The organism is Rhodococcus sp. JVH1 (assembly GCF_000280725.2).
Taxonomy (GTDB): Bacteria; Actinomycetota; Actinomycetes; order Mycobacteriales; family Mycobacteriaceae; genus Rhodococcus_F; species Rhodococcus_F jostii_A.
The window spans coordinates 1,439,407-1,465,062 of the sequence record NZ_CP166289.1 but is presented as its reverse complement, the minus strand read 5'-3'; the positions used below and the strand labels follow the sequence as shown (position 1 = coordinate 1,465,062).

Below are 25,656 nucleotides of genomic sequence, written 5' to 3'. Positions count from 1 at the left end.
CCCCGGTCCGGGTTCGGGTTCGGCGCGGGAGGTTCCTCGCCGCCCTGGCGCAGCCATCTCCGGACCTCTCGCCGCGATGAATCCGATATTCGGCCGCGGGCTATCATTCCGACGACGAATCTGGTGTCGAGGGTTCTGCTGTCGAAGGGAATCGAAGTGAGCACGAAAATCGAACAACTGGAGTTCCAGGCGGAGACCCGCCAGCTCCTGGACCTCATGATCCACTCGGTGTACTCCAACAAGGACTCGTTTCTGCGGGAGCTCATCTCCAACGCGTCGGATGCGCTGGACAAGTTGCGGCTCGAAGCCTTCCGCAACAAGGAGCTCCACGTCGACACGTCGGATCTGCACGTCGAGATCGAGGTGGACGCGGAGAAGCGCACGCTGACCGTCCGCGACAACGGCATCGGCATGTCGCACGACGAGGTCGTCGACCTCATCGGCACGCTGGCCAAGTCCGGCACCGCAGACCTGCGCCGCAAGTTGAAGGAAGCGAAGGACGCCGCCGCCTCCGAGGAACTGATCGGACAGTTCGGCATCGGCTTCTACTCAACGTTCATGGTCGCCGACAAGGTGACGCTGCTGACGCGGAAGGCCGGCGAGAGCGAGGCCACGCGCTGGGAGTCGAGCGGCGAGGCCACCTACACGATCGAGGCGGTCGACGACGCCCCGCAAGGCAGCTCCGTCACCCTGCACCTCAAGCCCGAGGACGCCGAGGATCACCTGCACGACTACACGTCGGAACGGAAGATCAAGGAACTCGTCAAGCGCTACTCCGACTTCATCGCGTGGCCGATCCGGATGAACGTCGAGCGCACGGTTCCCGCGGAGGGCGACGGTGAGGACGAGGTCACCACGACGTCCGAGACGATCAACTCGATGAAGGCGCTGTGGGCGCGCTCGAAGGACGACGTCTCCGAGGACGAGTACAAGGAGTTCTACAAGCACATCGCCCACGCCTGGGACGATCCGCTCGAGGTCATCCCGATGAAGGCGGAGGGCACGTTCGAGTTCCAGGCACTGCTGTTCATCCCGTCCCACGCCCCGTTCGACCTGTTCATGCGGGACGGGAAGACGGGTGTGCAGCTGTACGTCAAGCGCGTCTTCATCATGGACGACTGCGACCAGCTGATGCCGGAGTACCTCCGCTTCGTCAAGGGTGTGGTCGACGCTCAGGACCTGTCCCTCAACGTGTCTCGTGAGATCCTTCAGCAGGACCGGCAGATTCGTGCCATCCGGCGCAGGCTCACCAAGAAGGTCCTCACCACGATCAAGGACCTGAAGACCGAGCGGCCCGACGACTACCGCACGTTCTGGGCGGAGTTCGGCCGCGCGGTCAAGGAAGGCCTGATGTCGGACACCGACAATCGGGATGTGCTGCTGGGTATCTCGTCGTTCGCGTCCACCCACAGCGAGGAGGAGCTCACCTCGCTCGAAGACTACGTGGCACGGATGAAGGACGGTCAGGAACAGATCTTCTACGCGACCGGCGAATCCCGGCAGCTGCTCGAGAGCTCACCGCATATGGAGGCTTTCCGCGCGAAGGGCTTCGAGGTGCTGCTGCTCACCGATCCCGTGGACGAGATGTGGGTCGGCGCCGTGCCGGAATTCGACGGCAAGTCGTTCCAGTCGATCGCCAAGGGCGAGGTCGATCTCGACACCGAGGAAGACAAGAAGGCACACGAATCGGAGCGGGAGGAGCAGGAGAAGGACTTCGCCGGCCTGCTCTCCTGGATGGCCGACGCGCTGAGCGAGCAGGTCAAAGAGGTGCGACTGTCCACGCGGCTGACCACATCACCGGCCTGCATCGTCGGCGACGCCTTCAGCATGTCGCCGGCGTTGGAGCGGATGTACCGGGCGTCCGGGCAGCCCGTCCCCGTGACGAAGCGCATCCTCGAGCTGAACCCGACCCACCCGCTCGTCACCGGGCTGCGGGAGGCGCACGGCGAACGCAACGAGGATCCGGCGCTGGGGGAGACCGCGGAGCTCCTCTACGGGATGGCGTTGCTGGCAGAAGGCGGCGAACTCGAGGATCCCGCCCGGTTCACCACCATGCTCGCCAACCGTCTCGCCAGGACGGTGTAGTTCACCTTGCTGGTATTGGTCACGGGGGGAACAGGGTTCGTCGGGGCATGGAGCGCGAAGGCGGCGGTGGACGCCGGTCACCGGGTGCGCTTCCTCGTGCGGGATCCTGCTCGCCTCGTGACCAGTGCCGCGGCACTCGGACTCGACACGTCGGATCACGTCGTCGGTGACATCACGGACGCCGAGTCCGTGCGCCGCGCGCTCGACGGCTGCGACGCCGTCGTCCACGCCGCCGCCGTGGTCGCGGTCGACCCGCGGCGCGCGGAGGAGATGCTGCAGACCAACCTGGCCGGCGCGCAGAACGTGCTGGGAACCGCGGTCGAGCTGGGCCTCGATCCGATCGTCTACGTCTCGAGTATCGCTGCACTGTTCCAGCCGGGGGCCCGGCTGCTCACTCCCGACCTGCCGGTGTGCGGGCCCCCCGACGCCTACGGCCGGAGCAAGGCACGTGTAGAGCAGTACGCTCGCGACCTTCAGGCCGACGGCGCACCCATCGCGATCACCTATCCGGGCATGATCATCGGCCCGCCGGCGGGGACCCAGTTCGGCGAGGCCGCCCAGGCAGTCGAGGCCGCCGTCCACCTGCGGGGTCTGCCCGGGCGGGGCGCCGCGTGGACGATGGTCGACGTCCGGGAGGTGGCGAGCGCGCACGCCGCCCTCCTCGAGCAGGGACGCGGTGCCCGCCGGTACATGCTCGGTGGTCCCCGGATTCCGATCGCGGGGATCGCCGAGATGCTGGGCGTGATCACCGGCAAATGGATGGGCGTGTTCCCGGTTCCGGACGCCGCGCTGCGCCTGGTGGGCAGGCTGGTCGACGCCGTCGACCGGTTCGTCCCCATCGACACCCCGATCTCGGAGGCCGCGATGGAGTACTACACGCGGATGCCGGACACCGACGACTGGCCGAGCGAGAGCGAACTGGGTGTGAAGTACCGCGATTCGGCGGAAACCCTGGCCGACACCGTTGCCGGGCTGGCGGAGGCGGGCCGACTGTGAGCTTTACTCGTGCGGAGTTGGAGTCGTTCCGCGACGCCGAGGTTCCGGACCTCATCGGACCGGGCTGCAGGCTGCTGTTCGTCGGTATCAACCCGGGACTGTGGACCGCCGCGACCGGGGCGCATTTCGCGCGCCCGGGCAACCGCTTCTATCCGGCCCTGCTGGCCGCCGGGATCATCGAGCGTCCGATCGACCCGACGTCCGGGATGTCGGACGCGGATCGCCATCACCTGATCGAGCGGGGTGTCGGCATCACCAACCTGGCCCCACGCGCCACGGCGAAAGCGGACGAGTTGTCCGGCGAGGAACTGGCCGTCGGAGCCGAGCGCCTGCGCGCCGTGGTCCGCGGCACCGCTCCCCGGGTGGTCGCCGTCGCCGGAATCACCGCCTATCGCACGGCATTCGGGGAGCGTGCCGCGAAGAAGGGTAAGCAACCCCGCGACCTCGAGGGCGCGGAGTTGTGGCTGGTACCCAATCCCAGCGGGCTCAACGCCCACGAAACCGTCGCCACCCTGGCCACGTCGTACCGCGAGGCGGCGATCGAGGCGGGAATCGTTTCCGGCTGACCGGGCGGGTCGCTAGGCTGCGGAGATGACCGTCGTCTACAACCTCTTCTTCGTCTGCCACCTGCTCGGCATGGCCGCCCTCGTCGGCGGTTATTTCGCGGTGCTCGGAGCGCCGCGGATCTCCGAGGTGATGGTGTGGGGTGCGCGGCTCCAATTCGTGACGGGACTGATCCTGGTCGGGCTCGGCGAGGCCGTACTGGACAAGGACTACAACCACGTCAAGATCGGCGTGAAGCTTGTGCTCTCACTGGTCGTGGTCGCGCTCGCCGAGATCGTCCGGGGCAAGCAGAAGAAGGGGCAGGAGAACCCGAACCTGGTCCACGTGACCGGTGGGCTCGGCATCGTCACCGTCTTGGTGGCCGCACTCTGGACCTGATCTCGAGCGGGCATCACTTCTTTGGTGGAGCAAGGATTTTCATCGCGAGTCGCTGCGCGGACTCGGGCATCCGGTCCTTCATCGACATCGCGAACTCGCCCGCCTTCGTGCGCACGGACGTGCCCCTGCCGAACCGCCGGTTGAAGGCGGATCCCTCGGTCGGCTGATCGAAGTGGAGGGGCGGGGCGCCGTCCGCGGCGCCGAGTGCGCGCCCGATCACCATCCGCTGAATCTCGCTGGTGCCCTCGAAGATGGTGTACAGCTTGGCGTCCCGGTACCACTTCTCGACGGGGTGGTCGCTGATGTACCCCCACCCACCCATCGTCTGCAGTGCGCGTTCCGTGGTCTTCACCGCGACCTCCGACGCCGCGAGTTTCGCCATCGAACCCTCGCCGTGGCGGAACTCCACGCCCGCCGCCGCCATCCACGACGCCCGCCACGTGAGCAGCCGCGCGGCGTCGATCTGGGTCGCGAGGTCGGCCAACGGAAATGCGATGCCCTGGTTGTCGATGATGGGGCCGCCGAATGCCTCGCGGCGGTTCGCGTACTCGGTGGCGTATTCGAGCGCGGCGCGGGCGATGCCCAGCGCCTGAGCGGCGACCATGGGGCGTGTCTGCTCGAACGTGCCGAGGGTGGCCGATTTGCGTTGGGGCGCGCCGGTGGCCACCTCCTCCTGCACCTCACGGGCCTTCCGCATGCGGTTCTGCAGCTTGTCGTCGCCGCCGAGCAGGTGGTCGGCGGGTACCCGCACCTGATGGAATTTCAGCTCCGCCGTGTGCGACGCGCGGCAGCCCAGCTTGTCGAGCTTGCGGACGAGTTCGATACCCGGGCTTCCGCCGGGGACCACGAAGAGCGCCTGCCCGCGATGGCCCAGATCCGGATCGACGGTCGCGTTCACCACGTGCACGTCGGCGATGCCCCCGTTGCCGATCCACATCTTGTGGCCCTCGATCACCCACTCGTCGCCGTCGCGCGTCGCGGTGGTCCGCAGATTCCGCACGTCGCTGCCGCCCTCGGGTTCCGAGATACACAGTGCCGCGAGTTTCAGGTTGCCAGGCTCGCCGAAGCACTCCGGCGCCCACCGCAGCATCTGCTCCGGCGTCGCGGCCTGCCCGATCGACGACAGCGCCAACGCGGGCATCACGACGGCCAGCCCGATTCCGGCGCAACCCCAGAACAACTCCTCCATGAACAGGGGGAGGGACAGGCCGGTCGGGTCGCCGATGAGGTCGCGGTAGAACAGCGGACTGTAGAAACCCTCTTGGGCGGCCTTCTCGAGAACGTCCCAGGGGAACTCCTGCGCGCGGTCGTGCTCGGCAGCCACCGGTCGGATCACGTTCTCCGCGAAGGCGTGCGTCCGCTCGACGAGGTCTTTCTGCGCCGGAGTGAGAGCGAGGCTGAAAGTCATGACAGTCCCTCGGTTGCCGCGTTGGTGTGCAACAACGTAACACTCACGACTCGCCGCTACCGGAGTTCACGATATCTCAAAATATGGGAGGACTATCCCATTATCTGGTCGATGTTGCTAGCGTCGAGGCATGAACGGCGACGAGACGGTCTACACCCACGGTCACGACGAATCGGTGCTGCGAAACCATCGGTGGCGCACCGCCGAGAACTCCGCCGGTTATCTGCTCCCGCACCTGCGCGCAGGCATGACGTTGCTCGACGTCGGGTGCGGGCCGGGCACGATCACCGCCGACCTCGCCGGACTCGTCGCACCCGGAGTCGTCACCGCCGTCGAGATGAACGACGACGCGCTGTCCCTCGCCCGGAACGAATTCGCGAAGCGGGGAGTCCCGAACACCCTGACCGTGGTGTCGGACGTCCACGCCCTGAACTTTCCCGACGACAGCTTCGACGTCGTGCACGCGCATCAGGTCCTGCAACACGTCGGTGACCCGGTGCAGGCGCTGCGCGAGATGAAGCGGGTGTGCAGGCCCGGCGGAATCGTCGCCGCCCGCGACGCGGACTACGGCACCTTCACGTGGTTTCCGGCGACACCGGAACTCGACGAATGGCTGACGCTCTACAAAAACATCGCGCGGGCGAACGGTGGTGAACCGGACGCCGGCCGCCGCCTGCGGGCCTGGGCACACGAGGCGGGTTTCGCCGACGTCGTGAACACCGCGAGCACGTGGTGCTTCTCCTCCGACGAGGATCGCGAGTGGTGGGGAGGGTCCTGGGCTGATCGCTCGCTGCAGTCGAACTACGCGGACCGCGCGCTCGAACTGGGGCTCGCCACCGAGGCGGACCTGGAACGCATCGCTGCGGGCTGGCGTTCGTGGGTGCGGGAGGACGACGGCTGGTTCGCGCTCCTGCACAGCGAGATCCTCTGCCGCGTGTAGCAGCGCGGAGGGAAAATCTCGCGACGAGTGCCCGAGGATGGAACACTCGCCCCATGACGACGTTACGGGTGGGTCGACTGTGGTTGGCGGGACTGATGGTGGCTCTGATCGGGCTGGTGCTCGTTCCCGGCGCCTCCGCGACCCCGAACCGAGCAGTCTTCTCCGGCGCATCGGACCAGGTGATCACCGTCTACGCCCCGTCCGCGGGGGCAGTGGTCGCCGAACTGACCGCCTGGGAACGGAATGCGGACGGCACGTGGCAGGTGTTCGCGGGCCCCGTCCCCGCCGACGTCGGCGCGGAGGGAATCGGCGCGGCGAACGAATTCTCCACCCGCACGCCGGCCGGTGTCTTTCCGCTGTCGCAGGCGTTCGGCCGGCAGCCCGCACCGGAGACGGCGATGCCGTACTTCCAGTCCGATCGACGTGACTGGTGGGATGCGAATCCACTCTCGCCGACCTACAACACGCACGTCCGGCAGGACGCGAGCCCCGGTGGGAACAGCGAGAATCTCTACGCGGCTGGACCGCTGTACGACTACGCGGTCGCGATCGGCTACAACGCCGCCCGCATGCCCGGCCTCGGTTCGGCGATGTTCCTGCACGTCACGGACGGCACCACCACCGAAGGGTGCGTCGCCATCGACCGCGACACGCTGACCTCAGTCCTCGGCCGGCTCGACCCGGCGAAGAACCCGGTCATCGAGATCGCCGTAGGCGCGTAGCACCCGTGAGTGGTTGACGAGTCCAGGGACTCGTCAACCACTCACGGGCGGCGGAGCCGCCTACAGGCCGGGACGCTTGCCGATGGTGAGGGTGGGGGTGGAGACGCCGGCGAAGAAGTCCTCGCCCTTGTCGTCGACCACGATGAACGCGGGGAAGTCCTCGACCTCGATCTTCCAGACCGCTTCCATGCCGAGTTCTTCGTACTCGACGATCTCGACCTTCTTGATGCAGTCGAGGGCGAGACGCGCCGCGGGACCGCCGATGGACCCGAGGTAGAAGCCGCCGTACGACTTGCACGCGTCGGTGACCTGCTTGGAGCGGTTGCCCTTCGCGAGCATCACCATCGAGCCGCCCGCGGCCTGGAACTGCTCCACGTAGGAGTCCATGCGACCGGCGGTGGTGGGTCCGAAGGAGCCGGACGCCATGCCGTCGGGGGTCTTGGCCGGACCGGCGTAGTACACCGGGTGGTCCTTGAGGTACTGCGGCATGTCCTCGCCGGCGTCGAGCCGTTCCTTGATCTTGGCGTGGGCGATGTCGCGTGCGACGACGAGCGGGCCGGTCAGCGACAGCCGTGTCTTCACCGGGTGCTTGGACAGCTCGGCGAGGATCTCGGGCATCGGCTTGGTGAGGTCGATCTTCACAGCGGCGCCCTTGCCGGTGCCGGAGACGCCGTCGGTCTCGGCGTCGAGTTGGGCGTCGGTGACCTCGGGGAGGAACCGGCCGGGGTTGAATTCGAGCTGCTCGAGGAAGACGCCCTCGGGGGTGATCTTCGCCTTGGCCTGGCGGTCCGCCGAGCAGGACACGGCGAGAGCGACGGGCAGTGAGGCGCCGTGGCGGGGGAGGCGGATGACGCGGACGTCGTGGCAGAAGTACTTGCCGCCGAACTGTGCGCCGATTCCGATCTGACGGGTCAGCTCGAGCACCTTCTCCTCGAGTTCCAGGTCGCGGAAGCCGCGGCCCGTGATCGCTCCCTCGTTGGGGAGTTCGTCGAGGTAGTGCGCGGACGCGTACTTGGCCGTCTTGAGCGCGAACTCCGCGGACGTGCCGCCGACGACGATCGCGAGGTGGTACGGCGGGCAGGCCGCGGTGCCGAGGGCGCGGATCTTCTCTTCGAGGAACCGCATCATGCCGTCCGGGTTCAGGATCGCCTTGGTCTCCTGGAAAAGGTAGGACTTGTTGGCGCTGCCGCCGCCCTTGGCCATGTACAGGAACTTGTAGGCGTTCTCGTGGCCGGTCGCCGTGTCGGCGTAGAGCTCGATCTGGGCGGGGAGGTTGCTCCCGGTGTTCTTCTCGTCCCACATCGTGATCGGCGCGTTCTGCGAGTACCGCAGGTTGAGCCGGGTGTAGGCGTCGTAGACGCCCCGGGCGATGGCCTTCTCGTCGTCGCCGGGGGTGAGGACGTGCTGGCCGCGCTTGCCCATGACGATCGCGGTGCCGGTGTCCTGGCACATCGGCAGCACGCCGGCCGCGGAGATGTTGGCGTTCTTGAGCAGATCCAGTGCCACGAACTTGTCGTTGCCCGAAGCCTCGGGGTCGTCGAGGATGCTCGCGAGCTGCGTCAGATGGTCGCTGCGCAGGTAGTGAGAGATGTCGTGGAGCGCGGTCTCGGTGAGCAGGCGCAGCGCCTCGGGCTCGACGGACAGGAAGGTGCGGCCGTCGGGTCCTTCGACGGTCGACACCCCCTCGGTGGTCAGCAGCCGATACTCGGTGGGGTCCTCACCGATGGGCAGCAAGTCCTCGTAGAGGAAGTCGGCCATTTTATCTCCTGGACAGCGGGTTGTGTGAAGTTCGTATCCAGGCTAGACGCGGGCTCCGGCGGCCCTGTGACGCGGGGGCATGCTTCGACCTGCGCAGTGGCGTGGCTCACAGAGGTTTCACAGACAAATCCGTACACTTGACTTGATGCGTGTTCACGAACCAGATCGGCCGGCCGAATGACCCTTGAAGTCCAGTACGCCGGAGCTGTCGACAGCGAGACGTCCGGTGCACGCGCGAAGCGGCCCGTGCTGCACGCCTACCTCGACATCGCGATCGTGGTGGTCGTCCTCGTGGCCACGAATCTGATCGCACACTTCACCACCGCGTGGGCGAGCATCGCCACCGTTCCCATCGCCGCTGTCGTGCTGCTCGTGCTCACCCGCCGTCGCGGACTCGGCTGGGCCGAGCTGGGGCTCTCGCCCCGGCACTGGCGAAAGGGCTCGCTGTACGCGCTGGCGGCGATGGGACTCGTGATCGGCGTCGTGGCGATCGGCGCGGCCCTGCCGATCACCCGCCCCTTCTTCATGGCCGACCGGTACGCCACCCTGTCCGGTGCGCTGGTCGCGTCGATGATCGTCATCCCGTTGCAGACCGTCATCCCCGAGGAGCTCGCGTTCCGCGGCGTGCTGCAGGGCACCCTCGGCCGGGTCTACGGCGCACGCGGCGTGTTCGCGGCCGGATCGCTGATGTTCGGTCTCTGGCACATCGCGTCGTCGCTGGGACTGACGTCGGGTAACAAGGGGCTGTCCGGTTTCCTCGGAGGCGGGGTTGTCGGTCAGGTGCTGGGCATCCTGGGGGCAGTCGTCGCCACCGCCGCCGCGGGCGTCGTGTTCACCTGGCTCCGTCGCCGCAGCGGCAGCCTGATCGCGCCCATCGCGCTGCACTGGTCGCTGAACGGCGCGGGCGCGCTCGCAGCCGCCATCGTGTGGCACACGACCATGGCCTGAGTCCGGGAGTCAGCCGGTTTCCGGCGTGCCCAGCCATTCGAGCAGCTTTTCGTACACCGACTCGTGGTTGAGCATCGTGAAATGGTTCGCGGACGCGAGGTGCATGCCGTGCTCGCCGCGGAAGCCGATCATCCGCGTCCTGTTCCGGCCGGACGCGCTCGGCACGAGCACCATGCCGTCGCCGAGCAGGCGACCCAGCGGATGCCGCGGGCTGCGCGTGATGGTCGCGGAGACGAAGTAGTACGTCACGCCGTCGAGGAGTGGGACCTCGTTGCACGCCGCGGCGCGGAGTGCGTCCGGATCGCGATCGCGCCAGTCCTCGTCGACGAGTGAACCCTGGTTCAGATCCCGGATGCCGGCGCTCCTTCTGCGCAGGAGCCCGGAGATCGCGCGCGTCTCCGGCAGTGCGGCCAGGCCGGCACTCGCATAGTGGACGGCCTGCTCCAGCGGGGCGCCGAGGTGGGGCGAGCCGAGACTCACGACCTGCCGAACCCGTCTCACCCACGGCCGGTCGTCGAGGAAGGCGATCCGGCAGGCGCTGCGGGCCACGAGGCCTCCCATGGAATGCCCGACGAGTGCGATCGACTCGACCTCGACCGGCCAGTTCTCGGTGACCGCGTCCAGAAGTTCGGACAGGCTCCTGCCGTTGTCCGAGATGTGCCTGCCGGAGTTGTACCGGATCTGCAGCGCCGTATGCCCCAGGTCCGTCCCGAGCCGTTCACCGTAGGTGGGACGGCGGCCCAGCGCCCACGCGTCTTCGGTTTCGACGAGTCCGTGCAGGAAGACGACGATGCGGCCGCCGGCGTGCGGGAAGGCGTCGGCGAGCGTGGATGCGTCCGGCGCGAGCGCGACACCGTTCACCCGTATCGCCAGGGGTTCGGCGAGCGGCGATCCCTCGGATTCCAGTACGTCACCGATCAGCCCCTGGATCGCGGCGATGGCCTGGGCTCCGCGGCGTGTCTGGGACGGGGCGAGATTCTCCGACGACGGGAGATCCAGGAACCGTCCTGCGAGGGAGCCGCCGAGACGCGCGGTGTCGGCGACGAGTGTGTACACGGCGCCCGAGATCTCGTCGTGGAGCAGCTTTGCAGGAAGGGCGTGGGAGCCGACGCCGAGCCGGATGCCGGCGAAGACGCGATCCGCGATGGCGCGGTGGATGCTGCCGATGCCGGTGGCGGCGCCCCCGATTTCCTCGAGGGCCAGCCGGGCGAGGGCCCGCACCTCGGAGCGGCGTCTGATCTGCGCGTCGGTCACGAAATTTGAGTGTACGCACGTGCACTGAGATGTGCGCGTGTTACGGAAGGGCCGAGAATAGGCGGTGCGGCCGATTATTTCGAGAATAAATCAACCGTGAAGCGGGAAAGTTGATCTTCGATGGTCGACTCAATTGGTCGCCCGACCAATTCCGGGAAAAATGCTGGTGACGCGGATAATGAACATGTTCACGTAGGGAATTGGCCGTCGTGATAGATACGTGATTGAGTCGATCGAAGGTCGCCGACAACGCCGTGACGGGGTCCGCGCGCCTGAAGCGTGCGAACCCCGTCACGGGTGTTCAAGTCTTGTGCCAGCGAAAATGCTAGCCAATCGTGGCCGCGGCCGCGGTTGCGGCGTCTGCGCCACCGCCCAATGCGTCGGCGGAACCCGAGAAGAAGTCCAGGGCACCGGCGAGGTCGGAGAAGGCGGAGAAGAATTCGGACAGGAAGGCGAGATCCATGCTTTTAACTCCTTGCTCGGTTGTGGGCATTTATGTCGGCGCTGAGCGGGCGCCGGATTCATTCCTACCGTTATTGAAATGAGATCGCAATCCGAAGGTTTAACCGAAATGAAACGCGGGGCGAATTACCGGGTTCCGACCAGGTGAGAAGCCCGTGTCCGGATTCACATCCGACGCTCGGGATCCCACGATGTGGGAGCCGTGGCCGTGCTCGAATACGCCGTCGGCGGGCGTCGGCGGGGCTATCCTCGTCCCACGACGTGTAGCGCCTTCCGGACATACCGACGTATAGGGGAATCCATCATGCGCAAGACCATCGTCACCGGTATCGCGGTCGCGGCCATCGCGCTGCTCGGTGCGGCCGGCTGTTCCGACGACAGCTCGAACGAGGCCCCGATCGCGACCACGACGACCTCGTCGGCGTCCGAGCGGGTGGAGGGCGCGATCAGCAGCGTGCAAGCCACGGCGTCGTCCGCCGTCAACACCGCGCGCGAGGCCACCCAGAACGCGATCAACTCGGCCATCGCGGCGGTCCCGATCGGATTCGAGTCGGGAACCGCCGAGCTCAACGCCGTCTCGGACGTGACGATCAAGGCGGTGGCCGCCGCGATGAAGGCCGGCGACAGCAAGATCGAGATCGAAGCGTACGCCACCAACTCGGACGAGGCGGCCGCCGAACTACTCGCCGATCAGCGCGCCCAGGCCGTCGCCAACGCGCTCGAAGCGCAGGGCGTCGACAAGGGCCGCATCTCGGTCGACGGAACGGCCAACCCGCCCGAAGGTGTCAACGTCGATCAGGCGGAGATCACCGTCGAGGACAGCTGACCGGCCCGGTCAGTGCAGGACCGCCCGGTGCTCGTTGCTGTACGGGATATGCTCGGCGGTTCTGCCTTCGCGAAGTTTGAGGACCCACTCGGGATCGGACAGCAGTGCGCGGCCGATGGCCACGAGATCGAACTCGCCGTTCTCGTACTGCGCGAGCAAGCGGTCGATACCGGCGGTGTTCGACGCGCCGTCCGAGGTGAAGGCCGTCGTGAACACGTCGTCGAGGCCCACCGAACCGACCGTGATGGTGGGTAGTCCGGTCAGCCGTTTGGTCCAACCCGCCAGGCCGAGTTCCCCGTCGTCACCGGCCAGCTCGGGGAACGCCGGATCCCAGTGCCTGCGGGTGGACGGGTGCAGCACGTCGACACCGGCGTCGACGAGGGGCGCGAGCACGGCCGCGAGTTCGTCGGGGGACTGCGCGATCCGCGAGTCGTAATGGTTCGACTTCCACTGGCTGAAGCGGTAGACGATCGCGAAGTCCTCGCCGACGGCCTCGCGGATCGCTGCGACCACCTCGACGGGGAATCGGGTGCGGGCCTCGAGGGATCCGCCGTAGCCGTCGGCCCGGACGTTGGTCCGGTCCCACAGGAACTGGTCGAGAAGGTAGCCGTGCGCCCCGTGCAGTTCGATGCCGTCGAAGCCCACGTCGCGCGCGTTGACGGCGGCCGCCACCCAGGCCTCGCGCAGCGCGTCGAGATCGAACGCGGTGAATTCGCGTCCCAGGCGGGTTCCGTCCAGGGCGATTCCGGACGGGCTGGCGGTGGTCACGTCCGGATTCGTGCGGGGCTGCGGGCCGCGTTCGACGCCCAGATGCCACAGCTGCGGGATGATCTGCCCGCCCTCGTCGTGGACCGCGTCCACCACCGATTTCCAGCCCGCGAGGCTGTCCTGGCCGTAGAGGACCGGCACCCGGGTGTGCGATCCGGCGGCCGGGTCGGGAATGTACGTCCCCTCGGTGATGACGAGTCCGACCCCGCCTGCCGCGCGTCGGCGATAGTACGCCGCCACATCGTCCCCGGGAACGCCGCCTGGGGAGAAAGCCCTGGTCATGGGTGCCATCGCGAAGCGGTTCCGTAGCCGGAGGGATTTGACGGCGAACGGCTCGAAGAGCCCGTCCACGGGTAGCGGTGTGTCGGTCATGCCTGTCTGCAACTGATCTTGGTTACGCACTATTCCTGCATACGGCCTGCTGTGTAGTTGTAATCTGAAGTCACAGTCGACACTCGCTGCCGGTGCGTGGGCTCTCGTCCACGCCCGGTCTGACGGGAGGGTGCACTGATGGGCACGAACGACGGAAAACCTGCCGATCTGGTGCTGTTCGGTGACGTGGTCACCATGAACGACGCCGCTCCACGCGCTCGGGCGGTCGCGGTGCGTGACGGTCGGATCGCCGCCGTCGGCAACGATTCTGCGGTGTTTCCGCTGATCGGACCGGCAACGATCACGGTCGACCTGCACCGCGCGTGCATACTCCCCGGCTTCATCGAGGCGCACGGCCACCCACTGAATTCCGCGGTGTTGCTCGGCGAACCGGTGGTGGACGTCAGGCCGGTGACCATCGCCGATGCGGGGGAGGTGGTCGACGCCGTACGCCGCGCCGTCGACGAACACCCCGACGGCGCCGTGCTCAACGGCTGGGACCCCCTGCTCCAGAAGGGACTGCCCGAACCGACCCGGGAATGGCTCAATTCGATCGCTCCCGACACGTCCCTGGTGATCCTGCACAACACCGGCCACGTGGCCTATTTCAACGACGTCGCCGCGCGGGATTCCGGATTGACCAAAGACACACCGGACCCCGAGGGCGGTAGTTTCGGCCGCGACGAGTCGGGTGAACTTGACGGTTCGGCGTTCGAGGCGCCCGCGGTGATGGCGGTGGCCGCCACGATCCTCGCCGGAGCCAGCACCCGGCTCCCGGAGCTCCTCGCCGCGGAATGCGCGCGGATGAACGCGGCAGGGATCACCACCGCCAGTGAAATGGCGTTCGACCCACGCTTCCGGAGCGCCCTGACCGCGTTCGCCCGGTCCGGCGCGCTCACCACCCGGCTGCGGCTGTACGAGATGTCGAACCCGGAGCGCGCCACGGACGTCTCACCCGGAGTCGGCAACGACCTGCTGCGCCAGGTGGGCATCAAGATCTGGTCGGACGGCTCGCCGTGGGTGGGCAACGCGGCCACCAGCTTTCCGTACCTCGACACGGACGTCACCCGGGCGCTCGGCCTCGCCGGAACGCGTGGGGAGGCCAATTACACGACGGACGAGATTCTCGAGATCAGCAAGCCGTACTTCGAGAACGGCTGGCAGATCTCCTGTCACGCCAACGGCGACGCCGCGGTCACGCTGGTGCTCGACGCATGGGAGCGGATGCTGGCCGACTCCCCACGCGAAGATCACCGGCTCCGGCTCGAGCACGTCGGTGCGATGACCCCGGACCAGTTCCGCCGAGCGACCGAACTCGGCGTCACGTGCAGCATTTTCGTCGACCACCTCTACTACTGGGGCGACGTGCTCGTCGACGACCTCTTCGGTCCCGAGCGCGGAGCACGTTGGGCGGCTGCAGGTTCCGCGATCAAGGCAGGACAGCGGATCTCGTTCCACAACGACGGCCCGGTCACCCCGACCAACCCGCTGCGCAACATCGCCGACGCCGTCACCCGCCGCACCCGGTCGGGACGTGTGCTCGCTCCCGAGGAACGGATCTCCGTCCCGGACGCCCTGCGGGCGGAGACGATCAACTCGGCGTGGCACCTCCGGAGTGAGGACGCCATCGGGGCGATCGTCCCCGGTATGCACGCCGATCTCGTCGTGTTGTCGGCCAATCCGCTGCTGGTGGATCCCGACGACATCGCGGACCTCGAGGTGCTCGCCACGATCCTGGAGGGTCGAACGGTCTTCGGAAAGCTGGAGTGATCCGGGTGGCGCCCGGGTCGAGGGCTCTGCGGTCGATCGGGACGTCAGCCGGAAAGTGGATCCGGACTTCGGGTTACACCCGCAAATGGCTGGTTCTCGGCGTCGTGATCGGGATCGTCGCCGGGCTCGGAGCGGTCGTGTTCTACGTTGCGCTGAGGGAGGCGACGCAACTGCTGATCGTCGGCATCGGCGGCTACACCCCGCCCACCGCGGCGGGCGATGGTGGGGCGGTCGGCAGCCGGGAGTTCACGAGACCGTGGGCGATCCCGCTCGTGGTGTGCCTGGGTGGTCTGGTGTCGGGCATCATCGTGTTCACGCTGGCACCGGAGGCCGAGGGACACGGCACCGACGCGGCGATCGACGCCGTTCACCGGGACCCCCGGATGATCCGCGTCCGCGTCGTCCTCGTGAAGCTGGTCGCGTCCGCGATCACGATCGGGTCCGGCGGGTCGGGCGGTCGCGAGGGACCCACCGCGCAGATCTCGGCGGGTTTCGGATCGCTTCTCGCCCGCAGGCTGGACCTGTCCCCACGGGACGGTCGAATCGCCGTGGCGATCGGGATCGGCTCCGGCATCGGCGCGATCTTCGGCGCCCCGCTCGGCGGCGCGGTGTTGTGCTGCACGATTCCCTACAAGGAAGACTTCGATTTCGAGGTGCTCGTGCCGGCGCTGGTCACGTCGATCGTCAGCTACACCGTGTTCGGCAGCTTCCTCGGTTTCGGGCCACTGTTCGGGTATGCCGCTCAGGATTACGTCTTCGACACCCCGGTCCAGCTGGTGTGGTTCGCGCTCATCGGTGTGCTCGGCGGCCTGATCGGATTGTTGTACAGCGGGACGTTCTACACGGCCGTCGATCTCACCCACCGGCTGCCCGGCAGCCGGATCGTCAAACCGGCGGTCGGCGGACTGCTCGTCGGGCTGATGGCGCTCGTGTTGCCGGAGGTGCTGGGCAGCGGTTACGGCTGGATCCAGCAGTCGATGGCCCGCGGCGACCTCACGGCCATCCCGCTGTGGGTGGTGTTGCTCCTGCCGTTCGCGAAGATCCTCGCGACGTCGCTGTCCATCGGCTCGGGGGGATCAGGCGGCATCTTCGGCCCGGGAATGGTGATCGGGGCGTTCACCGGCGCCGCGGTGTGGCGACTGCTGGAACCGATCGCCCCGGGCGTCCCCGACAATCCGGCGCCCTTCGTCATCGTCGGCATGATGGCCTGCTTCGGGAGCATCGCCCGCGCGCCTCTCGCGGTGATGCTGATGGTCGCGGAGATGACGGGAAGCGTCGGTGTGCTGGTGCCGGGGATGATCGCCGTCGGCCTCGCCTATCTCATCGTGCGCCGATCGGGGAAGACGATCTACCGGGCGCAGCGCGAGAACCGCGCGGAGGCTCGGCTCGCCCCGGGATGATCGGATCGGGGTCCGTGTGTGGAGGGCCGGGTGGATTCCGGCATGCTTGTGGCCATGACTGTTCACGTTCCTCAGTACGTCGACCTCCTCTGGCCAGCGCTTCAGGCTGCCATTGCTCTCGGTGGTTCGGCGTCCAACGAGGAACTCGACAGCGCCGTCGTTGAGCGAGAAGGACTTTCGTCCGACGTGCAGGGGGTGCTGCACGGTGACGGTCCGAGCACCGAGATCGAGTACCGCTTGGCGTGGGCCCGCACCTACCTCAAGGGGATGGGTCTGCTCACGAACAGCCGGCGCGGGGTGTGGAGCGTGACGGAGAAGGGCCGCGAGGTCGCCGAGAGCGAGATCCGCCCCCTGCACGCCGAGTTCTCCGCCGAGAACCGCAAGAAGAACGCCGCCCGCAAATCGGCGAAGGCGGCGTCCCGCCGCAACGACGAACCGGATGCCAACATCGCCGAGGCCGAGAACGACGCGGACTGGAAGGACCTCCTCCTCGACACGGTCCTGAAGATGTCGCCGCCCGCGTTCGAGCGGCTGACCCAGCGGTTACTGCGGGAGGCCGGGTTCTCGAGCGCGTCCGTCACCGGTCGCGGCGGCGACGGGGACATCGAGGGACTCGGCGTGTACCAGTTGTCGCTGCTCAGTTTCCCCGTGTTCTTCCAGTGCAAGCGTTACAGCGGCAGCGTCGGTGCGGGGGCGGTGCGCGATTTCCGCGGCGCGATGGCGGGCCGCGGCGAGAAGGGCCTGCTCATCACCACCGGAACCTTCACCGGTGACGCCCGCACGGAGTCCAAGAGGGACGGGGCGCCGCCGATCGACCTCATCGACGGCGACCGGCTGTGCGACCTGTTGAAGGAGCATTCACTGGGTGTCCAGACCACCACGCGCCTCGTCGAGGACGTCGAGGTCAGGTCCGATTACTTCCACTCGCTGGAGCCGAAATGATGAGCGCTGGGTCACCTACCCGGCGCCCGGACACTCTTTCCCGTTGCGGTATGGCCACGAAGCGATCACGCAGGCCCTGAAGCGGTGCCGACAGCGTCCTCTCGTGTGTAAAGAGGAAGTTAAATACACATGTCGCTGACGTGAAGACGATCGAGGGAAGTCGAAATGACGACCACGGCGCCGTGGCAGTTGAAGGGCCACAGGGCACGGCCGCCCGCCGGGATGCTCGCGGACCGTCGCTTCGGGATGCTCGTCGACCAGTTCTTCCGACTCTTCCACGACAGCAGCCAGGGCGGCGGCGCGCTGGCCGTCTATCTCCACGGTGAACCGGTCGTCGACGTGTGGGCGGGATGGGCCAGCCGCGACACGTTCTGGCAGGACGACACGGTCACCCTCACGTTCTCCACCGGCAAGGGCGTCGCGTCCACCGTGCTGCACCGTCTCGCGGGACGCGGGATCGTCGACTACGACACGCCGGTGGCGCAGTACTGGCCCGAGTTCGCCGCCGAGGGCAAGGACGAGATCACGGTGCGCGAACTGCTGTCGCACCGCGCCGGACTGCACCGGGTACGCGGGCTCGTGCCCGGACCACTGAGTCTGATGGACCATTCCCTGGTCAGCGCCGCATTGGCCGCGGCGACCCCGGATCAGCGGCGGCTGAAGGTCCCCGGCTATCACGCAGTGACGTTCGGCTCCCTCGTTGCCGAACTGACGTCCCGCGCGGCTGGGAAACCCTTCACGGAACTGGTGCGCACCGAGGTCGCCGAACCGCTCGGGGTGAAGGAGTTCTGGTACGAGGTGCCGCCGGCCGAGCGTGCCCGGATCGCGAGGACCTTCCCGCACATCAACCCGTTCGGCGTTCCGTGGGGTGCCACGTCGTTCGCGATGTCGCGGCTGCCCGGTCTGCGCAACGTGGCCGACGCCGGCATGCCCGCCGGTTTCGATGCCCTCGTCCGCAACCCCGCGATCCACGACAGCGTGATGCCCGGGTGGAACGGCGTGTTCAGCGCCCGCGCGCTGGCGCGGATGTACGGGGCGCTGGCGAACGGCGGAACGGTCGGCGGTGTGGAGTTCCTCCCACCGGACGTCGTGGCGCAGCTGAGTCAGGTGCAGACGACGGCCCGCGACTACGTCCTGGGCATTCCGATGAACTGGCGGCTCGGCTACCACGCGGGGATGGTGGCACGTCGCAGGCAGCCGTCGAATACTTTCGGGCACTACGGGTTGGGCGGGTCGGGTGCGTTCGCCGACGCCGACACCGGGCTGTCGATCGCCTTCGTCACCAACCGGCTCGGCAACATGCTGACCCCGATCGCCGATCTCCGCCTGCCGAAGCTCGGCTCGACGGCGCTCGCCGTCGCCGAGAAGCTGTAGCCGGGCGGCTCGCGCCGCTGGTGGACCAATTCGATGTCGACGCGCCGTTTTTCGATCGACGCGAGCCTCCGGTCTGGAGGGCGGGGTACCGGTAGCATCGGGTCCGTGACCGACGCGACCGCCAACACCAGCCGTCCTGATCGGTTGCGTGTCCTCGTCTACAGCGACGATGCGAACACCCGCCAGAAGGTCGTTCTGGCGCTGGGGACGCGTCCGCACCCCGACCTTCCGCAGTTGGAGTACGTCGAGGTGGCGACCGCGCCCGTGGTGATCCGGCAGATGGATGCCGGCGGTATCGACCTGGCCGTCCTGGACGGGGAGGCGGTGCCCGCGGGCGGGATGGGGATCGCGAAGCAGTTGAAGGACGAGATCGACGACTGCCCCCCGATCCTGGTGCTGACCGGCCGCCCAGACGACGCCTGGCTGGCCAGCTGGTCGCGGGCCGAGGCCGCGGTGCCTCACCCGCTCGACCCAATCCGGTTGTCCGAAGCGGTCATAGCGCTGCTGCGCACCCGCCTCTCAGCTTAGGCTCGCCTGACTCCGTTTCCCGCCGCGTGAAGGTGCATCGAGCGCCTGTGCCGCAGGGGTTTTCCGTGCTTCGAGATCGCCTGGAACTCGCACGGTCAAATCGACCGGGCCCGACGACTTCCCTTGTACGCTGTGGCATAACTCACAAGAGCGTAGCTTCGGAAACGACCGTCCGGGAATCGGGCGGACAGGCTCGGGAAGAGGGGAGCTGAGACGGCATGAATGTCTATGTGCCGATCCTCGTGCTCGGGGCGATTGCGGTCGCGTTCGCGGTCTTCTCCGTGATCGTGGCGAGGATCGTCGGTCCGAGGCGCTACAACCGTGCCAAGCTCGACGCCTACGAGTGCGGCATCGAGCCGACACTCTCGCCTCTGGGTGCCGGCCGCATCCCGGTGAAGTATTACCTGACGGCCATGCTCTTCATCATTTTCGACATCGAGATCGTGTTCCTCTATCCGTGGGCAGTTCACTTCGATGCTCTCGGTTTCTTCGGTCTCGGGGCCATGGCCCTGTTCATCTTCAACGTCTCCGTCGCCTACGCGTACGAGTGGCGGCGTGGCGGTCTCAGTTGGGACTGATCGGTCCCGTCAGCGATCCAAAAGCTAAGTCGGAAGAGAAGAGTCGGATATGGGCATCGAGGAGAAGCTGCCGAGCGGCTTCCTGCTGACCACGGTCGAGGGGCTCGCGGGTTATGTCCGCAAGGGCTCGCTGTGGCCGGCGAGTTTCGGGCTCGCCTGCTGTGCGATCGAGATGATGGCCACCGCCGGCGGACGCTTCGACATCGCCCGTTTCGGCATGGAGGCGTTCCGGGCGTCGCCGCGGCAGGCGGACCTGATGATCGTGGCGGGCCGGGTGAGTCAGAAGATGGCCCCGGTGCTGCGGCAGATCTACGACCAGATGGTGGAGCCGAAGTGGGTGCTGGCGATGGGTGTCTGCGCGTCGTCGGGCGGCATGTTCAACAACTACGCGATCGTGCAGGGCGTCGACCACATCGTGCCGGTGGACATCTATCTGCCCGGGTGCCCGCCGCGGCCGGAGATGCTGCTGAACGCGATCCTCACCTTGCACGAGAAGATCCAGCAGATGCCGCTCGGTGTTCACCGCGAGGAGGTGGCGCGTGCGGCGGAGCAGGCGGCGCTGGCCGCCACCCCCACCATCCAGATGAAGGGCCTTCTGAGATGACCGGCGCGGGCGAGGGAGTGAAGCGGACCGAGATTCAGCGACGGGGCCGTGCGGTGGTGTCGAGGGAGCGAAGCGAGCCGAGCAGAAGGTGCCGGGGCCGTGTGGTGGTGTCGAGGGAGCCAAGCGAGCCGAGCAGAAGGTGCCGGGGCCGTGTGGTGGTGTCGAGGGAGCCAAGCGAGCCGAGCAGAAGGTGCCGGGGCCGTGTGGTGGTGTCGAGGGAGCGAAGCGAGCCGAGCAGAAGGTGCCGGGGCCGTGTGGTGGTGTCGAGGGAGCGAAGCGAGCCGAGCAGAAGGTGCCGGGGCCGTGTGGTGGTGTCGAGGGAGCCAAGCGAGCCGAGCAGAAGGTGCCGGGGCCGTGTGGTGGTGTCGAGGGAGCCAAGCGAGCCGAGCAGAAGGTGCCGGGGCCGTGTGGTGGTGTCGAGGGAGCGAAGCGAGCCGAGCAGAAGGTGCCGGGGCCGTGTGGTGGTGTCGAGGGAGCCAAGCGAGCCGAGCAGAAGGTGCCGGGGCCGTGTGGTGGTGTCGAGGGAGCCAAGCGAGCCGAGCAGAAGGTGCCGGGGCCGTGTGGTGGTGTCGAGGGAGCCAAGCGAGCCGAGCAGAAGGTGCCGGGGCCGTGTGGTGGTGTCGAGGGAGCGAAGCGAGCCGAGCAGAAGGTGCCGGGGCCGTGCGGTCTGGACTGAGGAGCGAGGGAGCGTAGCGAGTGAGTGACGAGGGAAGACCGCACGACCAAGCTCCGGCACAAGCGAGCAAAGCGAGCCGAGTTACAGAACAGATCGGTGTGCGTAAGGGTTTGTTCGGGGTGCGGGGTAGTGGGGATACGTCGGGGTATGGGCGGTTGGTGCGTCCGGTGTTGTTGCCGGGGAGTACGCCGCGGCCGTTCGGGGGGTATTTCGATGATGTCGCGGATGGGTTGGGGGCGGCGTTGGCGGAGTCGGGTGTGGGTTTCGAGGTGGCGATCGAGTCGGTTGTGGTGTTTCGGGGTGAGGTGACGTTCGGGGTGCGGCGCGAGTTCTTGCCGTTGGTGGCGCGTGTGTTGCGTGATGAGCCGGATTTGCGGTTCGAGATGTGTCTGGGTGTGAATGGTGTGCATTTCCCGCAGGATGCGGGCCGGGAGTTGCATGCGGTGTATCCGTTGTTGTCGATTACGCACAATCGGCGGATTCGTTTGGAGGTGGCGGCACCGGATGCGGATCCGCACATCCCGTCGTTGTATGAGGTGTATCCGACGAATGATTGGCACGAGCGGGAGACGTACGACTTTTTCGGGATCGTGTTCGATGGTCATCCGTCGTTGACGCGGATCGAGATGCCGGATGACTGGCCGGGTCATCCGCAGCGGAAGGATTATCCGCTCGGCGGTATTCCGGTCGAGTACAAGGGCGCGGAGATCGCGCCGCCGGACGAGCGGCGGGGGTACAACTGATGAGCGAGGACACGGTTTTCACTGTCGCGGGTCAGGACTGGGACGACGTTGTCGATGCGGTGAAGGCGTCGTCGGGTGGTGGGGGTTCGGAGGGCGGCGAGGAGCGGATCGTCGTCAATATGGGTCCGCAGCATCCGTCGACGCATGGGGTGTTGCGGCTCATCTTGGAAATCGAGGGTGAGACGGTCACGGAGGCCCGGTGCGGTATCGGTTATCTGCATACGGGTATCGAGAAGAACCTCGAGTATCGGACGTGGACGCAGGGCGTGACGTTTGTGACGCGGATGGATTACCTGTCGCCGTTCTTCAATGAGACGGCGTATTGCCTCGGTGTGGAGAAGTTGCTGGACATCACGGATGAGGTGCCGGAGCGGGCGAGTGTCATCCGGGTGATGTTGATGGAGCTCAACCGCATCTCTTCGCATCTGGTGGCGTTGGCCACGGGTGGTATGGAGTTGGGGGCGGTCACGGCGATGCTGTTCGGTTTCCGGGAGCGTGAGCTGGTTCTGGACGTGTTCGAGATGATCACGGGTCTCCGCATGAATCATGCGTATATCCGGCCGGGTGGTTTGTCGCAGGATCTGCCGGAGGGTGCGGTGGAGAAGGTGCGCGAGTTGCTCGCGTTGATGCCGGAACGGCTGCGGGACATGGAGAATCTGCTCAACGACAACCGCATCTGGAAGGGGCGTACGCAGGGCATCGGGTATCTGGACCTCACGGGGTGCATGGCGCTCGGTATCACGGGTCCGATGCTGCGGGCGACGAGTCTGCCGCACGATCTGCGGAAGTCGCAGCCGTATTGCGGTTACGAGAATTACGAGTTCGATGTCAGTACCGATACGGGGTGTGACGCGTACGGCCGCTATTTGATCCGGGTCGACGAGATGAAGGAGTCGCTGAAGATCGTCGAGCAGTGCCTCGACAAGTTGCGGCCGGGCCCGATCATGGCGGAGGACAAGAAGATCGCGTGGCCGGCGGATCTGACGTTGGGTCCCGACGGTCTGGGTAATTCGCCCGGGCACGTCCGCGAGATCATGGATTCTTCGATGGAGTCGCTGATCCATCACTTCAAGTTGGTGACGGAGGGTTTCCGGGTGCCGCCGGGTCAGGTGTATGTGGCAGTGGAGTCGCCGCGGGGTGAGCTCGGTGTGCACATGGTGAGCGATGGCGGCACCCGCCCGTTTCGGGTGCATTTCCGGGATCCGTCGTTCACGAACCTGCAGTCGGTTGCGGCCACGTGTGAGGGCGGCATGGTTGCGGATGTCATTGCGGCGGTTGCGAGTATCGATCCGGTGATGGGGGGCGTGGACCGATGACCGAGCAAGCAGCACCGAAGCAAACCCCCATCTTCATCGAGTTCGGCCCCCGGCCGGAGGAGAACGGGCTGTTGGTGCGGTCGGGTGCGCGTGAGGAGTATCCGCCGGAGGTCGGTGCGCGGCTGGACGCCGATGCCGACGTCGTCATCGGGCGTTACCCGAATTCGCGGTCCGCGCTGTTGCCGCTGCTGCATCTGGTGCAGGCGGAGGACGGGTGCATCACGCCGGCGGGGATCGAGTTCTGTGCCGGCCGGCTCGGGTTGACCGGCGCCGAGGTGGCTGCGGTGGCGACCTTCTATTCGATGTACCGGCGCGACCCGACGGGCGACTACTACGTCGGAGTGTGCACCAACACGTTGTGCGCGATCATGGGCGGCGACGCGATCCTCGCCGCGCTGGAGGAGCATCTCGACCTGCCGCACGGTGGCACGTCCGCGGACGGCAAGGTCACGCTGGAGCACATCGAGTGCAATGCGGCGTGCGATTACGCCCCGGTGGTGATGGTCAACTGGGAGTTCTTCGACAATCAGACCCCGGAGTCGGCTCGCTCACTCGTCGATTCCCTGCGTTCGGGGGAGCGGGTGTCGCCGAGCCGCGGTGCGGCGCTGTGCACTTTCCGGGAGACGGCCCGTATTCTCGCCGGGTTCCCCGACGAGCGTCCCGGTGCGCCGGCGGAGGGCGGCACCGCGGGCGACGCCACACTCGCCGGACTGCGTGTGGCGCACGAACGGGGCATGACGGCGCCGGATCCGGCGGAGACGTCGCTGATCCCGGAGCCGTCGTCGCGGAACACCGAGCCGGTGGCGGCGGAATCGGCGAAGGACCAGCCGGCGCCTGCCCCGTCCGCGACGGTGCCCCCGGATCGGTCCACCTCGGAGACGGATCCGGCGGCCACCGACCCGGGTCGAAAGGGAGACTGACATGCCGCTGACCCCTGTACTGAGCCGCTACTGGGACGAGCCCGAGTCGTGGACCCTCGACACGTACCGTCGCCACGACGGGTACGAGGGCCTGCAGAAGGCGCTGCGCATGGACCCCGACGAGGTCATCTCGACCGTCAAGGAGGCCGGACTGCGGGGTCGTGGTGGGGCCGGGTTCCCGACCGGGATGAAGTGGTCGTTCATCCCGCAGGGCGACGCCAAGCCGCACTACCTCGTGGTCAACGCCGACGAGTCGGAACCGGGCACCTGCAAGGACATGCCGCTCATGCTGGCGACGCCCCACGCGCTCGTCGAGGGCGTCATCATCGCGGCGTACGCGATCCGCGCCGGGCACGCCTTCATCTATGTGCGCGGTGAGGTGGTGCCGGTGCTGCGCCGACTGCAGGCCGCGGTCGCGGAGGCGTATGCGGCTGGCTACCTCGGCACGAACATCCTGGACAGCGGTTTCGACCTCGAACTGGTCGTGCACGCGGGTGCGGGGGCGTACATCTGCGGGGAGGAGACGGCGCTGCTCGATTCGCTGGAGGGTCGCCGCGGTCAGCCTCGGTTGCGTCCGCCGTTCCCCGCGGTGGCCGGTCTCTACGCGTCACCGACCGTCGTCAACAACGTGGAGTCGATTGCGAGCGTCCCGCCGATCATCGTGAACGGCATCGAGTGGTTCCGGTCGATGGGCAGCGAGAAGTCGCCCGGCTTCACCCTGTACTCCCTGTCCGGGCACGTGACGAAGCCCGGACAGTACGAGGCCCCGCTCGGAATCACCCTGCGGGAGTTGCTCGAGTACGCGGGCGGAGTCCGCGCCGGGCACCGGTTGAAGTTCTGGACTCCGGGCGGTTCCTCGACACCGATCTTCACCGACGAGCATCTCGACGTCGCCCTCGACTACGAGGGTGTGGGGGCCGCCGGGTCGATGCTGGGCACCAAGGCCCTGCAGATCTTCGACGAGACCACGTGCGTGGTGCGTGCCGTGCTGCGCTGGACCGAGTTCTATGCGCACGAGTCGTGCGGCAAGTGCACGCCCTGCCGGGAAGGCACCTATTGGCTGGTGCAGATCCTGGAGCGCCTCGAAAGGGGGGAGGGGACCGACGCCGATCTGGAGAAACTGCTCGACATTGCCGACAACATCCTCGGCAAGTCGTTCTGCGCTCTCGGTGACGGTGCGGCCAGCCCGATCATGTCTTCCATCAAGTACTTCCGCGACGAGTACCTCGCACACTTCGAGCAGGGCGGCTGCCCGTTCGACCCGCATCAGTCCACGCTCATGGCGGGAGTGCATGCATGAAGCCAGCGAGCGTAGCGAGCGATG

General features: G+C 67.1%; 25 protein-coding genes. 20 read left to right on the top strand and 5 right to left on the bottom strand.

Annotated features, from left to right (window positions below; all coding sequences use genetic code 11):
* Window positions 1-156: 156 nt before the first annotated feature.
* The 4 genes from htpG to JVH1_RS06860 are packed head-to-tail and all read left to right on the top strand — an operon-like array spanning window position 157 to window position 4,023.
* Window positions 157-2,085 carry a molecular chaperone HtpG gene (gene htpG / locus JVH1_RS06875; protein WP_011597982.1) on the top strand — a complete coding sequence of 643 codons (1,929 nt, stop codon included), beginning with the start codon at window positions 157-159 and terminating at the stop codon, window positions 2,083-2,085.
* 6 nt (window positions 2,086-2,091) lie between these two features.
* Window positions 2,092-3,081: an SDR family NAD(P)-dependent oxidoreductase gene (locus JVH1_RS06870; protein WP_043781908.1), complete on the top strand. Its 990-nt coding sequence runs from the start codon at window positions 2,092-2,094 to the stop codon at window positions 3,079-3,081.
* Window positions 3,078-3,647: a mismatch-specific DNA-glycosylase gene (locus tag JVH1_RS06865; RefSeq protein WP_009479148.1), complete on the top strand. Its 570-nt coding sequence runs from the start codon at window positions 3,078-3,080 to the stop codon at window positions 3,645-3,647. The genes JVH1_RS06870 and JVH1_RS06865 overlap by 4 nt, the downstream gene beginning before the upstream one ends.
* A gap of 25 nt (window positions 3,648-3,672) precedes the next feature.
* Entirely contained in the window at window positions 3,673-4,023 is a 351-nt protein-coding gene (locus tag JVH1_RS06860; protein ID WP_009479149.1) for a hypothetical protein, read from the top strand.
* A gap of 13 nt (window positions 4,024-4,036) precedes the next feature.
* On the opposite strand, the gene JVH1_RS06855 is transcribed toward JVH1_RS06860, so the two are convergent.
* The gene (locus tag JVH1_RS06855; RefSeq protein WP_009479150.1) at window positions 4,037-5,431 is read right to left on the bottom strand and encodes an acyl-CoA dehydrogenase family protein; all 1,395 of its coding nucleotides are present in this window, start codon (window positions 5,429-5,431) and stop codon (window positions 4,037-4,039) included.
* A gap of 130 nt (window positions 5,432-5,561) precedes the next feature.
* On the opposite strand from JVH1_RS06855, the gene JVH1_RS06850 reads away from it, so the two are divergent.
* Entirely contained in the window at window positions 5,562-6,371 is an 810-nt protein-coding gene (locus JVH1_RS06850; RefSeq protein WP_009479151.1) for a class I SAM-dependent methyltransferase, read from the top strand.
* A gap of 53 nt (window positions 6,372-6,424) precedes the next feature.
* On the top strand, window positions 6,425-7,093 hold the full coding sequence (locus JVH1_RS06845) for a L,D-transpeptidase (protein WP_043781911.1): 669 nt from the start codon (window positions 6,425-6,427) through the stop codon (window positions 7,091-7,093).
* A gap of 60 nt (window positions 7,094-7,153) precedes the next feature.
* On the opposite strand, the gene JVH1_RS06840 is transcribed toward JVH1_RS06845, so the two are convergent.
* A complete protein-coding gene (locus tag JVH1_RS06840; RefSeq protein WP_005239073.1) occupies window positions 7,154-8,851 on the bottom strand; it encodes a fumarate hydratase in 1,698 nt (565 codons plus the stop codon).
* Window positions 8,852-9,028: 177 nt separating this feature from the next.
* Between JVH1_RS06840 and JVH1_RS06835 the strand changes: the two genes are divergently transcribed.
* Complete coding sequence (locus JVH1_RS06835) at window positions 9,029-9,799, top strand: CPBP family intramembrane glutamic endopeptidase (RefSeq protein ID WP_009479153.1); 771 nt, start codon at window positions 9,029-9,031, stop codon at window positions 9,797-9,799.
* Window positions 9,800-9,808: 9 nt separating this feature from the next.
* On the opposite strand, the gene JVH1_RS06830 is transcribed toward JVH1_RS06835, so the two are convergent.
* Window positions 9,809-11,053, bottom strand: a complete 1,245-nt coding sequence (locus tag JVH1_RS06830) for a triacylglycerol lipase (protein WP_009479154.1) — start codon at window positions 11,051-11,053, stop codon at window positions 9,809-9,811.
* Between the two features lie 325 nt (window positions 11,054-11,378).
* Entirely contained in the window at window positions 11,379-11,516 is a 138-nt protein-coding gene (locus JVH1_RS06825) for a hypothetical protein (RefSeq protein WP_009479155.1), read from the bottom strand.
* Between the two features lie 303 nt (window positions 11,517-11,819).
* Here JVH1_RS06825 and JVH1_RS06820 point away from each other — a divergent pair, with 303 nt between their 5' ends.
* Window positions 11,820-12,341: an OmpA family protein gene (locus JVH1_RS06820; protein ID WP_005253674.1), complete on the top strand. Its 522-nt coding sequence runs from the start codon at window positions 11,820-11,822 to the stop codon at window positions 12,339-12,341.
* 9 nt (window positions 12,342-12,350) lie between these two features.
* Here the strand turns inward: JVH1_RS06820 and JVH1_RS06815 are convergent, their stop codons facing one another.
* Window positions 12,351-13,481, bottom strand: coding sequence for an NADH:flavin oxidoreductase (locus JVH1_RS06815; protein ID WP_043781914.1), 1,131 nt, complete (start codon window positions 13,479-13,481; stop codon window positions 12,351-12,353).
* A gap of 138 nt (window positions 13,482-13,619) precedes the next feature.
* Here JVH1_RS06815 and JVH1_RS06810 point away from each other — a divergent pair, with 138 nt between their 5' ends.
* The 12 genes from JVH1_RS06810 (at window position 13,620) to nuoF (ending at window position 25,632) form a co-directional block, all read left to right on the top strand.
* Complete coding sequence (locus JVH1_RS06810) at window positions 13,620-15,251, top strand: amidohydrolase (RefSeq protein WP_009479157.1); 1,632 nt, start codon at window positions 13,620-13,622, stop codon at window positions 15,249-15,251.
* Window positions 15,248-16,651 (top strand): chloride channel protein, encoded by a 1,404-nt coding sequence (locus JVH1_RS06805; RefSeq protein ID WP_009479158.1) that lies wholly within the window; start codon window positions 15,248-15,250, stop codon window positions 16,649-16,651. Before JVH1_RS06810 ends, JVH1_RS06805 begins: the two co-directional genes overlap by 4 nt.
* Window positions 16,652-16,693: 42 nt before the next feature.
* Complete coding sequence (locus tag JVH1_RS06800; RefSeq protein WP_005253670.1) at window positions 16,694-17,593, top strand: restriction endonuclease; 900 nt, start codon at window positions 16,694-16,696, stop codon at window positions 17,591-17,593.
* Between the two features lie 165 nt (window positions 17,594-17,758).
* Entirely contained in the window at window positions 17,759-18,967 is a 1,209-nt protein-coding gene (locus JVH1_RS06795; protein WP_009479160.1) for a serine hydrolase domain-containing protein, read from the top strand.
* A 105-nt stretch (window positions 18,968-19,072) separates the two neighbouring features.
* A complete protein-coding gene (locus JVH1_RS06790) occupies window positions 19,073-19,495 on the top strand; it encodes a response regulator transcription factor (protein WP_009479161.1) in 423 nt (140 codons plus the stop codon).
* 218 nt (window positions 19,496-19,713) lie between these two features.
* A complete protein-coding gene (locus JVH1_RS06785) occupies window positions 19,714-20,073 on the top strand; it encodes an NADH-quinone oxidoreductase subunit A (protein ID WP_005239104.1) in 360 nt (119 codons plus the stop codon).
* 49 nt (window positions 20,074-20,122) lie between these two features.
* Window positions 20,123-20,677, top strand: a complete 555-nt coding sequence (locus JVH1_RS06780) for an NADH-quinone oxidoreductase subunit B family protein (protein WP_005239105.1) — start codon at window positions 20,123-20,125, stop codon at window positions 20,675-20,677.
* 88 nt (window positions 20,678-20,765) lie between these two features.
* Window positions 20,766-21,353, top strand: a complete 588-nt coding sequence (locus JVH1_RS06775) for a hypothetical protein (protein ID WP_371112951.1) — start codon at window positions 20,766-20,768, stop codon at window positions 21,351-21,353.
* A gap of 20 nt (window positions 21,354-21,373) precedes the next feature.
* Window positions 21,374-22,096: an NADH-quinone oxidoreductase subunit C gene (locus tag JVH1_RS06770; protein ID WP_011597996.1), complete on the top strand. Its 723-nt coding sequence runs from the start codon at window positions 21,374-21,376 to the stop codon at window positions 22,094-22,096.
* Entirely contained in the window at window positions 22,096-23,412 is a 1,317-nt protein-coding gene (gene nuoD, locus JVH1_RS06765; protein ID WP_009479163.1) for an NADH dehydrogenase (quinone) subunit D, read from the top strand. Before JVH1_RS06770 ends, nuoD begins: the two co-directional genes overlap by 1 nt.
* Complete coding sequence (gene nuoE, locus JVH1_RS06760; RefSeq protein ID WP_009479164.1) at window positions 23,409-24,332, top strand: NADH-quinone oxidoreductase subunit NuoE; 924 nt, start codon at window positions 23,409-23,411, stop codon at window positions 24,330-24,332. The genes nuoD and nuoE overlap by 4 nt, the downstream gene beginning before the upstream one ends.
* Window position 24,333: 1 nt before the next feature.
* Entirely contained in the window at window positions 24,334-25,632 is a 1,299-nt protein-coding gene (nuoF, locus tag JVH1_RS06755) for an NADH-quinone oxidoreductase subunit NuoF (protein ID WP_009479165.1), read from the top strand.
* The last annotated feature ends 24 nt before the right edge of the window (window positions 25,633-25,656 follow it).

Coding starts and splice junctions, on each gene's coding strand:
- nuoE (WP_009479164.1), top strand. CDS start 23,409: ATGACCGAGCAAGCAGCACCGAAGCAAACCCCCATCTTCATCGAGTTC.
- JVH1_RS06785 (WP_005239104.1), top strand. CDS start 19,714: ATGAATGTCTATGTGCCGATCCTCGTGCTCGGGGCGATTGCGGTCGCG.
- JVH1_RS06815 (WP_043781914.1), bottom strand. CDS start 13,481: ATGACCGACACACCGCTACCCGTGGACGGGCTCTTCGAGCCGTTCGCC.
- nuoF (WP_009479165.1), top strand. CDS start 24,334: ATGCCGCTGACCCCTGTACTGAGCCGCTACTGGGACGAGCCCGAGTCG.
- JVH1_RS06780 (WP_005239105.1), top strand. CDS start 20,123: ATGGGCATCGAGGAGAAGCTGCCGAGCGGCTTCCTGCTGACCACGGTC.
- JVH1_RS06810 (WP_009479157.1), top strand. CDS start 13,620: ATGGGCACGAACGACGGAAAACCTGCCGATCTGGTGCTGTTCGGTGAC.
- JVH1_RS06840 (WP_005239073.1), bottom strand. CDS start 8,851: ATGGCCGACTTCCTCTACGAGGACTTGCTGCCCATCGGTGAGGACCCC.
- JVH1_RS06820 (WP_005253674.1), top strand. CDS start 11,820: ATGCGCAAGACCATCGTCACCGGTATCGCGGTCGCGGCCATCGCGCTG.
- JVH1_RS06855 (WP_009479150.1), bottom strand. CDS start 5,431: ATGACTTTCAGCCTCGCTCTCACTCCGGCGCAGAAAGACCTCGTCGAG.
- nuoD (WP_009479163.1), top strand. CDS start 22,096: ATGAGCGAGGACACGGTTTTCACTGTCGCGGGTCAGGACTGGGACGAC.
- JVH1_RS06860 (WP_009479149.1), top strand. CDS start 3,673: ATGACCGTCGTCTACAACCTCTTCTTCGTCTGCCACCTGCTCGGCATG.
- JVH1_RS06800 (WP_005253670.1), top strand. CDS start 16,694: ATGCTTGTGGCCATGACTGTTCACGTTCCTCAGTACGTCGACCTCCTC.
- JVH1_RS06825 (WP_009479155.1), bottom strand. CDS start 11,516: ATGGATCTCGCCTTCCTGTCCGAATTCTTCTCCGCCTTCTCCGACCTC.
- JVH1_RS06845 (WP_043781911.1), top strand. CDS start 6,425: ATGACGACGTTACGGGTGGGTCGACTGTGGTTGGCGGGACTGATGGTG.
- JVH1_RS06795 (WP_009479160.1), top strand. CDS start 17,759: ATGACGACCACGGCGCCGTGGCAGTTGAAGGGCCACAGGGCACGGCCG.
- JVH1_RS06850 (WP_009479151.1), top strand. CDS start 5,562: ATGAACGGCGACGAGACGGTCTACACCCACGGTCACGACGAATCGGTG.
- JVH1_RS06835 (WP_009479153.1), top strand. CDS start 9,029: ATGACCCTTGAAGTCCAGTACGCCGGAGCTGTCGACAGCGAGACGTCC.